This is a genomic window from Actinomadura roseirufa, assembly GCF_900659635.1.
In the GTDB taxonomy this organism is placed as follows: Bacteria; Actinomycetota; Actinomycetes; order Streptosporangiales; family Streptosporangiaceae; genus Spirillospora; species Spirillospora roseirufa.
This window is the reverse complement of the sequence record NZ_CAACVB010000009.1, coordinates 16,971-29,614: the sequence shown is the minus strand read 5'-3', so window position 1 is coordinate 29,614 and position 12,644 is coordinate 16,971. Positions and strand designations below refer to the sequence as shown.

Annotated in this window: 10 protein-coding genes; 7 read left to right on the top strand and 3 right to left on the bottom strand. The window is 69.1% G+C overall.

Features of this window, described 5'->3' with window-relative positions; all coding sequences use genetic code 11:
- Positions 1-58: 58 nt before the first annotated feature.
- The gene (locus E1291_RS03660; protein WP_131736098.1) at positions 59-2,095 is read right to left on the bottom strand and encodes a serine/threonine-protein kinase; all 2,037 of its coding nucleotides are present in this window, start codon (positions 2,093-2,095) and stop codon (positions 59-61) included.
- A gap of 169 nt (positions 2,096-2,264) precedes the next feature.
- Here E1291_RS03660 and E1291_RS03655 point away from each other — a divergent pair, with 169 nt between their 5' ends.
- From E1291_RS03655 to E1291_RS03640, 4 genes are all read left to right on the top strand, one after another.
- Entirely contained in the window at positions 2,265-3,218 is a 954-nt protein-coding gene (locus tag E1291_RS03655) for a tyrosine-type recombinase/integrase (protein ID WP_131736097.1), read from the top strand.
- Positions 3,219-3,397: 179 nt separating this feature from the next.
- Positions 3,398-3,997 carry a TetR/AcrR family transcriptional regulator gene (locus tag E1291_RS03650; protein ID WP_131736096.1) on the top strand — a complete coding sequence of 200 codons (600 nt, stop codon included), beginning with the start codon at positions 3,398-3,400 and terminating at the stop codon, positions 3,995-3,997.
- A 149-nt stretch (positions 3,998-4,146) separates the two neighbouring features.
- On the top strand, positions 4,147-5,004 hold the full coding sequence (locus E1291_RS03645; RefSeq protein WP_131736095.1) for an NmrA family NAD(P)-binding protein: 858 nt from the start codon (positions 4,147-4,149) through the stop codon (positions 5,002-5,004).
- 297 nt (positions 5,005-5,301) lie between these two features.
- On the top strand, positions 5,302-5,601 hold the full coding sequence (locus E1291_RS03640; protein ID WP_131736141.1) for an ATP-binding protein: 300 nt from the start codon (positions 5,302-5,304) through the stop codon (positions 5,599-5,601).
- A gap of 94 nt (positions 5,602-5,695) precedes the next feature.
- Here E1291_RS03640 and E1291_RS03635 read toward each other — a convergent pair whose 3' ends face one another.
- Complete coding sequence (locus E1291_RS03635) at positions 5,696-6,526, bottom strand: helix-turn-helix transcriptional regulator (protein WP_131736094.1); 831 nt, start codon at positions 6,524-6,526, stop codon at positions 5,696-5,698.
- Positions 6,527-6,643: 117 nt separating this feature from the next.
- On the opposite strand from E1291_RS03635, the gene E1291_RS03630 reads away from it, so the two are divergent.
- Complete coding sequence (locus E1291_RS03630) at positions 6,644-7,666, top strand: zinc-dependent alcohol dehydrogenase family protein (RefSeq protein WP_131736093.1); 1,023 nt, start codon at positions 6,644-6,646, stop codon at positions 7,664-7,666.
- A gap of 30 nt (positions 7,667-7,696) precedes the next feature.
- Here the strand turns inward: E1291_RS03630 and E1291_RS03625 are convergent, their stop codons facing one another.
- Complete coding sequence (locus E1291_RS03625) at positions 7,697-8,119, bottom strand: recombinase family protein (RefSeq protein ID WP_242613924.1); 423 nt, start codon at positions 8,117-8,119, stop codon at positions 7,697-7,699.
- 472 nt (positions 8,120-8,591) lie between these two features.
- Between E1291_RS03625 and E1291_RS03620 the strand changes: the two genes are divergently transcribed.
- Together E1291_RS03620 and E1291_RS45000 are read left to right on the top strand one after the other, a co-directional pair.
- On the top strand, positions 8,592-11,630 hold the full coding sequence (locus E1291_RS03620; protein WP_131736092.1) for a Tn3 family transposase: 3,039 nt from the start codon (positions 8,592-8,594) through the stop codon (positions 11,628-11,630).
- Positions 11,631-11,737: 107 nt separating this feature from the next.
- Positions 11,738-12,619 (top strand): recombinase family protein, encoded by an 882-nt coding sequence (locus E1291_RS45000; RefSeq protein WP_370770937.1) that lies wholly within the window; start codon positions 11,738-11,740, stop codon positions 12,617-12,619.
- Positions 12,620-12,644: the final 25 nt, after the last annotated feature.

Here is a 12,644-nt window from a genome sequence, read left to right as displayed (position 1 = left end):
GACCTCGGCCAGCCGTTCAGTTGGCGGCGTGGGCCACGTCCAGGAGAAGGACGCCTGTTCAGCGGCCGTGTCCGTGGCTGGAAGGGGAGCAGCACTGCCTGGCGATCACCTCGGCGATATCGCCCCAAACAGCCTTCTCTCCCCCGAAGATGAGGGGGGGTATAGAGCGGGCGATGCGTTCGGCCCATGGTAGGTCGTGTCCGGCAACCGACGGGGCGACCCCCGTCAACCCCAACCCCGGATCGTTGGAGTCGACCCGCGCGGCGTGTTCGGCGTCGGCCCAGAGCTTGCGCGCCCGGCCCGGATCGTGCCCTGCCACCGCTTCAGCGATCCCGCACAGCGCTTCTGCTCGGGCAAGAGGCATGGTGATGGATCGGGCGACGCGCTCGGCTTCGACGACGTCGTGCCGGGCGACCACGGGGGCGATCTTGGCCAGCACCCACGCCGGGTGATCGTAAGGAGAATCAGCGATAGATCGGGCGATGCGTCCAGCCCGGCTCGGGTCGTACTCGGCGATCACCTTGGCGGTATCCCTCAAAGCCGCCGCCTGGTAATCAGAGCTGATGATGGATCGGGCGATGCGTTCCGCCCACTGCGGGTCGTGCTCGGCAACCACCACGGCGACAGCCGTCAAGGCGAACCCGATTTCGTGGGGCCGGCCCGCCGAGCCAGCGATGCGCTCGGCGTTGCCCAGGAGTCTCCGGGCCCGCTGGCGGTCGCGTCCCGCCACCACCTTGGCGACCTTCGCCAACGCCATTGCCCGGTAGTCAGATTCGGTGATGGATCCGGCGATGCGTTCGGCGTCGTCCGCATCGTGTTCGGCGACCACCTCGGCGACACCCTGTAATGCAACTGCCCGCTGCCACCCAGTGAGGGAGAGCGCGGCGTGCTCGGTTTCGGTCAGCAGCTTCCGGGCTCGCCTCAGGTCGCGTCCTGCCACCACCTTGGCGACCTTCGCCAACGCTTGTGCTTGCCGGACGGGCTCGGTGATAGAGCGGGCGATGTGCTCGGCGTCGTCCGCATCGTGTTCGGCGACCACCTCCGCGATATCCCGCAACGTTGCAGCCTGCGAGGGCGGATGGGTGATGGATCGGGCGATGCGCTCGGCATCGGTCAGCAGGGTCCGTGAGCGATCTGGCTCGTGGCCGACGATGACCTTTGCGACCTTCATCAACGCACGCGACTGGGCTTCGGGATCGACGCAAACACGGGCGAGGCGCTCGGCCTCGGCCAAGCGATGATGGCGGGGGCGAGCGGCGACGGCACGAAAGCCCACGGCTGCCCGGGAGGCATCGGCGGGCCGCCCGTCGGGATGTTTGGCGAGCAAGGAGCCGATCAGCCGGTCGATGTCGGCATCGATGCCAGAGCGCAGGGCGCTGGGCGGATCGGGTGTCTTGGCCGCGTGCTGGTAGGCCAGGACCTGGAGGTCGTTGGCGGGAAAGACGGTCTTGCCGGTGAGCAGGTGGTAGAACGTGGCGCCCAGCGCGTACAGGTCGGCGCGGCCGTCGAGTTCTCGGCCGTCGAGTTGCTCGGGCGCCATGTAGGCCGGAGTCCCGATCTGGGCGCGGCCGACGTACATCGCGGTGCCATCGCTGAGGCAGGCGATCCCGAAGTCGGAGATCTTCACCGTCCCGTCCGCCAGCAACATGAGATTGGCGGGTTTGATGTCGCGGTGCACGACCCCGGCAGCGTGCGCTGCGGCCAGGCCGTCGCAGACCTGCGCCCCATACTCCAGCGCCTCCGTCACCGGCAAGCCTCCCGGGCACCCGGCCAGCACGGTCCTCAGGTCCCTGCCGTCCAGGAGTTCCAGTACCAGGTAGGGGTGGATCCATTCCGCATCGCCGCGTATCTCGCGGTGTTCGCCCATGTCGTGGATGGTGGTGATATTGGGGTGAGACAATCGGGCCGCGGCCTCGGCCTCCCGCCGGAACCGCACCAGCACCTCCTGGGACCGCCGGTCGTGGCCCAGCAGATCAGCCAGCATCAGCTTCACCGCCACCCGCCGGCGTAACCGCTCGTCGAACCCGGCCCACACCTGGCCCATCGCGCCCCGGCCCAGCAGTCGGTCTAGCCGGTACCGCTGAGCCAGCACCATCCCCGTCCTCACACCAATCACCGTAGCCAGGGACGATCAGATGTGACAGGGAATCTGCATTACCTGTCACACTGGCCCACGTTGGCTCCCCTTCGCCCAGCTCGCCATCCGCCGCGGCGCAAGCGAGTCGGCAACGTTATGTGTCACATAACCCCCGCGGAGGTCACCGGTGCCCGTCGTAGCGTTCCCCGGCCGGCCGAGCCCATCCGGCGCCTGCACCCTCGCAGCCGCCATCGACCGCTACCTCGATCAGATCCCGGTCCTCACCACCCGCGCCAGCTACGACGACACCCTCGCCCGGCTGATCGACGTCGCCGGCGGCGCCAGCCCGGTCGCCGACCTGGCACCCGAGGACTTCGCCGCGGTGATGCAGCGGTGGAACGGCGCGGCGGCCGCCACCTGGAACCGGCACCTGTCGGCGCTCACCTCGTTCACCACCTGGGCGCAGCGCCAGGAGCTGCTGGCCACCAACCCGGCGCGGCGGCTGACCCGCCGCAAGCCCGCCCGTCGCGGTGACCGCGCCGTCCCGCGTGCCCGGCTGGACAAGCTGCTCGGCGATGACGCGCACGGGCTGCGCGAGCGGGTGCTGTGGCGGATGCTGTACGAGACCGCCGCCCGCGCCGAAGAGATCCTCTCCCTCAATGTCGAGGATCTGGACCCCGAGTTCCGCCGCGCCCGGGTGGTCTCCAAGGGCGGCGCGATCGAGTACGTGCACTGGGCCACCGGAACCGCACGGCTGCTACCCCGCCTACTCAAAGGCCGCACCGCCGGGCCGGTGTTCCTGGCAGACCGCCGCGCCCCCACCACCGGACCCCGCGCGCCCGCGGCCGCCGACATCTGCCCGACCACCGGACACGGCCGACTCTCCTACCCCCGCGCCGAGTACCTGTTCAAGACCGCCACCCGCGTCCTCGACCCGCACGGCAACGGATGGACGCTCCACCAGCTGCGCCACTCCGCGCTGCAGCACCTCGCGGCCGCCGGCCGCACCGCCGCCGAACTCCAAGCCAAGTCCCGCCACGCCCACCTGGCCAGCCTCGGCGCCTACGTCCGCCTCGGCGAACACACCTCCGCCCGCGTCACCGCAGATACCGACTCCGCCGCTCGCCGACACCCCCGCTGACCGTCGGCGTCAGCCGCCTGTCGCTACTGGTCGTTCCGATCCTCCTCGCGGGCCGACCTGCGCAAAAGACTCCACTTTGTGGCTCAGGACAGCTTCGGGAATCGGAGGCCTTGACCGGCTCCCCCGCCCGACCCTATTTTCGTTACGTACCAGTTCCGTTTCGTAAATCAGGGGTGGGTGTGTCAGGGGCGGGTGAGGCTTCGCCGACGCGGGGCAGGCCGCGTGACAGCGGCCGTGACGTCGCCATTCTCGACGCGACGCTGCGTCTGCTGACCGAAGTCGGGTACGACCAGCTGTCCATCGAGGCGGTCGCGACCCGGGCCGGGGTCGGTAAGCCGACGGTCTACCGGCGCTACGCCGGCAAGGCCGCGCTGGTGGCCGCGGCGGTCGAGCGCCGCGCGGTGGACACCCCGCCGGTCACCTGGACAGGTGATCTTCGCGAGGTCTTGCTGGAGCTCGTGCGGTGGCTGGCGCGACAGATCGGTGAACAGGAGGTCGGGCTGCTCGGCGCCCTGTTCGCGGGCATGCGCAGCGACCCGGAGCTCGCCGCGGCCATGCGGCGGATCCTGCGTCGCGATGGGGCGATGATGACCGAACAGCCGTTTCGCAGCGCGACCGAGGCCGGCGAACACCTGGTGCCCGGAGCGGCCGGGCTGTTCGCCGAGATCGCCCCGGCCGTCATCGTTCACCGGCTCATCTTCGCCGGCGAGCCCTGCGACCAGCGATTCCTCGCTCACCTCGTCGACGACATCCTCCTGCCCCTGCTACGGCGCGGGTGAGAACGGCGCATCGCCGTCCTCGCCCCCCCGTGGACGGCCGCAGCCCGGACCGGCTGTCCCTCCCCTTCGGCACACGTCCTCGCGACCACCGAACGCCTCGGCGCCCGACCACGTGGTCCAACGCGAGACATCCACAGAAAGGCGTGATCATGATCGTCATCACCGGCGCGACCGGCGCCCTCAACGGCGCCACCGTCGAGCACCTGCTCAAGCGCATCCCCGCAGACGAGATCGGCGTCAGCGTGCGCGACGTCGCCAAAGCACAGCACTTCGCCGACCGGGGCGTGCGCGTACGGCGTGGCTCCTACGACGACCCGTCCGCGTTGCGTGAGTCGTTCGAGGGCGCCGATCAAGTGCTGCTGGTGTCCCAGAACGACCCCCACGGCGACGGAGTCGGTCTGCACCGCACGGCGATCGAGGCCGCGGTCGCCGCGGGCGCCCGGCGCATCCTGTACACCGGTCACCAGAACGTGCGCAGCGACAGTCCGTTCGCCCCGGCGCGTGAACACGCCGCCACCGAGGCGCTGCTCGCGGACTCGGGAACCGCCTGGACCTCGCTGCGCAACGGCTTCTACTCCCACAGCCTCCACTGGCTGCTCGGCCCCTGGCGGCAGACAGGAGTCATCGCCGCGCCGGCGGACGGCCCCGTCTCGTGGACGGACCGCGCCGACGAGGCCGAGGCCGCCGCAATCATCCTCGCCGGGCAGCGCCCGTTCGACGGTCCCGTCACGCTCACCGCCCGCCGCGCCGTCACCTTCGACGACATCGCCACGATCGCCACGCAGATCACCGGCCGCGACATCAGGCGAGTCGTCGTGGAAGACGAGCAATGGATCGCCGACCATGTCGCGGCCGGCATGTCGGAGTCCATGGCCCGCTTGCTGCTGCCGTTCTTCGAGGCCGCGCGAAGTGGCCATTTCACAGAAGTCGACCCGCTCCTGGCCGAACTCCTCGGCCGCGAACCACGGACGGTCGCCGACCTGCTCACCGACCGCGTCACCGTCTGAGTCAGCGCCGCAGGTCCAGACACCCCGCTGACCTGCGGCTTGCCCCTTTCCGACTTATCCTGGAACCAGTTCTGCACCATGGTCCGCTGCGTCGGCGGCCTGCGCGAGGTGCTCGGCCTGGTAGTCGGCGCACCGCCCGTGCCAATCGTGGGCCTGCGAGACCGCGGCTTCCACCGCCGTCATCGGCTCCCCGACGTCAGCGTCAGCCCTGCCCGGCCGGCGGCCCGTGGATGATGCGGTGGATGGTGGAGCGGCCGACGCTGTACTCGGTCGCCAGGTCGGCCAGCGACACCTCGCCTGGCCAAGACCGTTGCCCGTTACGGACGCGTTGACCTGCTCTGCATCGACGAACTCGGCACATGGAACTCGACCGGCACGGCGCTGAACTCCTCTTCCAGGTCCTCACCGAACGAGGAGAAGAACAGCGTCGCCATCGCCTCCAACGAGTCGTTCTCAGACTGGACCCGCACCTTCACCGACCCGCGTCTCTGCGCCGCGATCGTCGACCGTCTCACCTTCGCCCGCAACATCATCGAGACAGGCACGGACTCCTACCGCCTCGCCCAAACCCGAGCTAGAGCCGAACGAGCCAGCTAACCCACTTGTCGGCGTACCGCCTGGAGTGCACCGTTACCTACGGCTAGAAAAGTAGAGGGGGCAGCTGTGAATAGCTGAGGCTCGTGTCCTTGGTTCAGACCCACAGCAGCCGCAGCGCAGCCTGGGATGGGCTTCCCTCCGCGGCGCTGAAGATGAGCAGGCGATGGTCGGGCTCGTCGACCAGCGACAGCGTCTCCAGCTCCAGAACCAGTTCGCCGATCTCGGGATGCCGCAGGTGACGAGGTCCAGAGGCGTGTTCGGCGACTGGGTGTGCGGACCACAGCGCGGCGAACTCCTCGCTCTTCATGATCAGCTCTCCAATCAGCGCGGCCAGTTCAGTGTCGTCGGGATCCCGGCTGACGGTGAGTCTCAGCGACGCGACGGCGCAGGATGCCGAGGTGTCCCAGCGCGGGTAGAGGTCACGATGGTGCGCATCCAGGAACAGCATCCTGGTCAGGTTGGGGCGCCGCTCAACGTGATCGGGCGCGTCCCGATCGAGGTGCCCCGCCAGGAGCCGATGCCCTGGGGAGTTCCACGCCAGCACCTCGGTGCGCGGCCCGGTCACGACGGCGGGCCACTCCAGGGAGTCGATGAGCTGCCGAGTGGCCCGACGCACGGTCGCAGGTGCGGGGGTGCGCGGGCGTGCCGTCCTGGGCCTGGCGAGATTGTGCAGGTAGATGCGCTCGTCGTCGCTGAGCTCCAGCGCGCGGGCGAGCGCCTCGATGACCGATTCCGACGCCTGGTGGCTCTGGCCCTGCTCCAGTCGCGTGTAGTAGGTGACGCTCACCCCCGCGAGCTGGGCCAGTTCCTCACGGCGCAGCCCCGGCACCCGGCGCTCGCCATATGAGGCGATGCCCACGTCCTGCGGTTTAAGCCTGCCTCGCCGAAGGCGCAGAAACTCCCCTAGCGTCGCGGTGTCTGCCATGTCTCCTATAGTGCCGCGCAGGCCACCCTGCTGCCTGACCCTGCCGATGCCAGGCAGCCGCTGACCACCCACGCCCGGGTCTGGAAGCAACCGCGCGCGGTGGCGAATCTAGACGCCATGAAGCAATGGACGATGAAGACGAACGGCCGCGCCAACCTGGAACTCACCGAGGCCCCCATCCCGGATCCCGCGCCCGGCGAGATCCTGGTCAAGGTTTCGTCGGTCGCGCTCAACTACCGCGACAGGCTCGCCATCGACGAGGGTCTGACCATGACCTTCCCCGGCAACGGCCCGTTCGTGCCCGGCTCCGACATGGCGGGCGAGGTCGTCGCCGTGGGGACAGGAACCGACCGCTTCGCGCCCGGGGATCGCGTCATCTCCGTCTGCTTGCCAGGCTGGCTCGACGGGCCCGGTCCGGGCAATGCCCGGATGGGCGGCCCGGAGGCTCTCGGGAGCGGATACTACCTCGGGGTCTTGTCCGAGTATGTCGCCCTCGATCAGGAGTGGGCCGTACGGGCACCGGCCAGCCTCAGCGACGTCGAGGCGAGCACGCTGCCGATGGCCGGCCTGTCGGCCTGGACCGCCCTGGTGGGGCAGGGCCGAGTGCATGCGGGCCAGACGGTGGTCGTACTGGGCACGGGCGGGGTCGCCCTGTTCGGCCTGCAGATCGCCGCGGCGCACGGCGCCGAGGTCATCGTGGTCTCCGGCCACGACGCCAAACTCGCCCGAGCCAAGGACCTGTGCGCCACCCATCTGATCAACAGGACGACCCGGGACTGGGTCGAGGCCGTCTACGAAGCCACCCACGACCGTGGGGCCGACCACATCCTGGAGACCATCGGCGCGCACCACCTCGCCCGCTCGATCGAGGCGGCAGCGGTCGGCGGCCACATCTCGCTCATCGGCATTCTCGAGGGATACGAGATCTCCGGCCATGTCGCTCACCTGGCCCGCAAGAAGCTACGCATCGACGGCCTACAGGTCGGCCACCGGCGGGCGCTGGAGGACCTCGTCCGCGCGGCCGACCACATCGCCCTGCACCCTGTGATCGCAGCCGAATACGCCCTGCACGACCTCCCCTCTGCCCTCGACCACCTCGAACGCGGCGCCTTCGGCAAGGTCGTGATCACAATCACCTGACCCAACCGACCTCTGTGCATCTGCCTGCATCTAGCTCTCGGATCCACCTACATAGCCGGCCTCGAACTCGGCGACCATCGCCAGGGTCTGTAGGAACAGCCGGCCGAAGGGGTCGTTCCAGTCGTAGACCGAGGCGCCCAGCCCGAACGGCACGCCCCGGTCGGACAGGTCGGTGAGGATCTGGTTGGCCTCGGCCATGTTGCGGGCGAACCGGTCGAACTTGGTCACGGTGAACACGCTGGGCGGCCACACCGCGGTCAGGGCCTGGTCCAGGCCGCCGCGGTTGCGGCCGGTGGTCCCGGAGAAGCCCCGATCGATGTAGATCCGGTCTTCGGACACACCCAGACCGAGGAGCTGCTCGGTCTGGACCACGACGTCCTGCCCGTCGGTGGAGCAGCGGGCATATCCGACCCGGACGGCGCCGGGAGCCGTGCCGGAGGGCGCTGCGTTCACGCCCTCAAGTGTTCCGGATAGCCCCAAGATCATTCCGGCAGCGTACGGGCGCCCGCACGGCCTACCGCTATTTTCCGCACTCAGCCTCCTCGCGGGCCGATCAGATCCTCCCGGCTCCCACTGCGCACGCATCCCGGCACCTCGCCGTGCTCACCAAACCCCCCACCAACGGACAGGAACACGATCACAAGACAATCCACGGCGACCCACCCCATGCGCGCCGAATGGCGGCTCGCCGTAGCTGGCCCCCCACTCGGGTCCGTGTCACCAGGGGCAATGTAGCTCTGCGTGATCGGCGTTCGTGTAGATGGTGATGGGTTGTCCAGGGCGAGTGCCGGGGCAATGTAACTGAGCGTTCCGTTTCAGCGTCGCCACGCCGTGATCACGGCTCGGGCATACCGAGCAGTAGCCACTCGGTTACGAAGCATGTTTCTTCCGACCTTCGTCGTAGCTCGGGAGAAAAGGTGCGGGCGTGAAGCGTGAGTGGGAGCTGGAAGACCTGATCGAGTGCTGGACGCTGGATCCGGAGGAGGTCGCCCTGCTGGCGAACAAGACCGGGGCGACGCGGCTGGGGTTCGGGTTGATGCTCAAGTTCTTCGAGCTGGAGGCGAGGTTCCCGCGCCGGGAGGACATCCCGCGGGCGGCGGTGGAGTTCATGGCCGGGCAGGTGAAGGTCGACGCGGAGCTGTTCGCCGCCTACGACTGGTCCGGGCGGACGATCAAGAACCACCGGGCGCAGGTCCGGGACTACCACGGGTTCCGTGAGCCGACGGTGGGCGATGAGGACAAGCTCGCGGACTGGCTGGCCGAGAAGATCTGCCCGGTGGAGATGTCGCGGGACCGGCTGCGGTCGGCGTTGCTGACGCGGTGCCGCGAGGAGAAGATCGAGCCGCCGAAGACGACCCGGATCGAACGGGTCCTGGGCAGCGCGGAGTCGATGTTCGAGCGGCACTTCACCGAGCGGACCGTGGACCGGCTGTCGGCGACGTCGGTCGGCAAGCTGGAGGAGCTGATCGTCGTCGAGAGCCCCGCCGCGGACGCCGCAGGCGAGGGTCAGAGCGCCGGGGACGGCGCGGAGCAGGCGGCCAAGGCGGCGGCCGGGCGGGCGTTCCTACAGGAGTTGAAGGAGGATCCGGGCGCGGTCCAGCTGGACACGCTGCTGGCGGAGATCGTGAAACTGGAGCGGGTGAACGCGATCGGCCTGCCCGCAGGGTTGTTCGAGGGGGTGTCGGAGAAGGTCGTGGCGGGGTGGCGGGCCCGGGCGATGAAGATGTACCCCTCGGACTTCGAGGCGGCGCCGCAGCCGATCCGGATCACGCTGCTGGCCGCGCTGTGCCACGTCCGCCAGGCCGAGATCACCGACGGCCTGGTCGAGCTGCTGATCCAGCTCGTGCACAAGATCAGTGTGCGGGCGGAGAAGAAGGTCGAGGGCGAGCTGAACGCGGAGTTCCGGCGGGTGGCGGGCAAGAACGGGATCCTGGTGAAGCTCGCGACCGCGGCGCTGGCCATGCCGGAGGAGATCGTCCGCACCGCCCTGTATCCGGTGGTCGGCAAGCGCACTTTGGAGGACATCCTCGCCGAGGCCAAGGCGAACGAGAAGCAGTTCAACACCCGGGTGCGGACCAAGCTGCGCGGCTCCTACTCCCACCACTACCGCAGGGGGCTGCCCAAGCTGCTGCGGGCGGTCACCTTCGGATGTAACAACGAGGTGTTCCGGCCGGTCATGGACGCCCTGGACCTGCTGGACCGGTACGCCGACTCCGACGAGGACTACTACGCAGCCTCCGACGTCGTCCCGTTCGAGCACGTGGTGCCCGAGGACTGGAAGGAAGCGGTCGTCGACCCCGACACCTGGCTGGTCGAGCGCATCCCCTACGAGCTGTGCGTCCTGGTCGCGCTGCGCAAGGCGATCCGCCGGCGGGAGATCTGGGTGGAGGGCGGCAACACCTGGCGCAACCCCGACCACGACCTGCCGCAGGATTTCGAGGACAACCGGGACGTCCACTACGAGGCGCTGAAGAAGCCCCGCGACCCCGCCGACTTCATCGCCGATCTGAAGAAGCGGCACGTCGCCGCGCTGGACCGGCTGAACAAGGGGCTGAAGAAGAACACCACCGGCGGCGTGAAGATCACGAAGAAGAAGGGCGAGCCGTGGATCAGCGTCCCGCCCATCGGTAAGCAGCCCGAGCCGGAGAACCTGCAGAAGTTGAAAGAGGAGATCGCCTCCCGGTGGGGCGTCATCGACCTCCTGGACCTGATCAAGAACGTCGACCACGCCACGGAGTTCACGTCCGAGTTCACCTCGGTGGCCTCCCGCACGGTCACCGATCCTGACGTGCTGCGCCGCCGGCTGCTGCTGTGCACGTTCGGGCTCGGCACGAACATGGGCATCAAGCGGGTCGCCGACGGCACCGCCGCGATCCCGGGGATGGAGGCCGACACCGAGGTCGCGCTGCGCCGCACCCGCCGCCTGTTCGTCAACCGCGACAACCTGCGCGCCGCGATCCGCACCGTGGTCAACAAGACCCTGGACGCCCGCGACGTCTCGCTGTGGGGGCCGGGGACGGCGTGCGCGTCGGACTCCCGCAAGTTCGGATCCTGGTCGGCCAACCACATGACCGAGTGGCACCAGCGGTACGGCGGCGCCGGGATCATGGTGTACTGGCACGTCGAACGGAAGAACGTCTGCATCTACTCCCAGGTCCGGTCCACCACGGACTCCGAGGTCGCCTCGATGATCGAGGGCCTGCTCCGGCACCTCACCTCGGCGGAGATCGACCGCCAGTACACAGATACGCACGGTGCTTCGATCGTCGGGTTCGCGTTCAGCCACTTGCTGGACTTCAAGCTGCTGCCCCGGCTGAAGAACATCGGGTCCGCGCGCCTGTACCGGCCCGGCCTGACCGAGGGCGAGGCGTGGCCGCAGCTCGACACCGTGCTGTCGGGCAAGACGATCGACTGGGAGCTGATCTCCAACCAGTACGACCAGATGATCAAATACGCGACCGCGCTGCGGCTGGGAACGGCCGAGGCCCACCAGATGCTGCGCCGGTTCACCCGCGGCGGCCCCAAGCACCCGACCTACCGCGCGATCGAGGAACTCGGACGCGTGATCAGGACCGTGTTCATCTGCGACTACCTCGCCGAAGAGGAACTCCGCCGGGAGATCCACGAGGGCCTCAACGTGGTCGAGAACTGGAACTCCGCCAACAAGGACATCTTCTACGGCAAGGCCGGCGACCTCACCGGCGACGACCGCGAGCACGTCGAAGTCTCCGCGCTCGCGTTGCACCTGGTCCAGGCCGCGATCGTCTACCTCAACACCCGCATGGTCCAGATCGTGCTGGCCGAGCCGAAGTGGCAGAAGAAACTCACCGACGCCGACCGGAGAGCCCTGTCCGCCCTCTTCTGGTCACATCTCAACCTGTACGGGCGGTTCGAGCTCGACATGAGCAAACAGCTCGACCTCGGGGACGCACCAGTCACCGGCCCTCAACCATCTGCGGCGTGACCCCGGCCCAGTGTCGGCAGACGTTCGTTTGCCGACACTGGGCGACCCGATCACGGAACCGCAGCTCACCAAGATCATGAAGCGTCGGGAACTTGTGTCGGTTTTCAATGTCGGTGAACGGTCGCGGGAGTAGATTTCGACGCATGCTCTTCGGCTACGCGCGGGTGTCGACCGCCGACCAGAATCCCGACCACCAGATCGACGCGCTCCTGCGGGCTGGAGTGTCCCGCGAGAACATCTATCTCGACAAGGCGTCCGGCGCGAAGGCCTCGCGCCCGAAGTTCGATCTGGTGCTGCAGCTGCTGCGCGAGGGTGACACGTTGAAGGTGACCCGCCTGGACCGGCTGTCCCGGTCGGTGCTGCATCTGGTGACGCTCGGGGCGGAGCTGCGGGAGCGGGAGATCGGCCTGCACGTGATCGAGCAGGGCATCGACACCGCCACGGCCGAGGGCCGCGCCATGTTCGGCATGCTGTCGGTCCTGGCCGAGCTGCAGCGCGAACTGATCCTCGCCAACACCATGGACGGGCTGGCCTCGGCGCGGGCCCGCGTCCGGCACGACCGCGGCGAGCGCCCGGTGCGCCCGCGCGAGGCGCTGGGCGTCGGCGGACTCGGCCAGGACGGTCCCGACGGCGGGCGGCGTGAACCGCACCCCGCCGCCCTCGCTGATCAGCAGGCCGAGCCCGGCGGCCTGCGCGATGTCGCGCGCCGCCTCGACCCGTCCGGCGCGGCGCAGCAGGTCGGCCGTCGGCCGGATCGCCAGCGCCGCCATCAGCAGCGTCTCGCGGGCCTGGGCGGGCAGCCGGCCGAGCCGCTCGACGATCACGCCCCGGACGCGCTGCGGCAGCGGGGCGGGCCGCCAGTGCCGCGGGATCCGGTCGGTGAACGCCCCGGCGAGCGCCAAGGCGAGGTACGGGTTGCCCCCCGAGTCGGAGTGCAGGGTGTTCACCACCCGGACGGGGAGCCCGTAGCCATCGAACATCTCCGCTAACTCGTCCGGGCCCAGGGGCGGGACG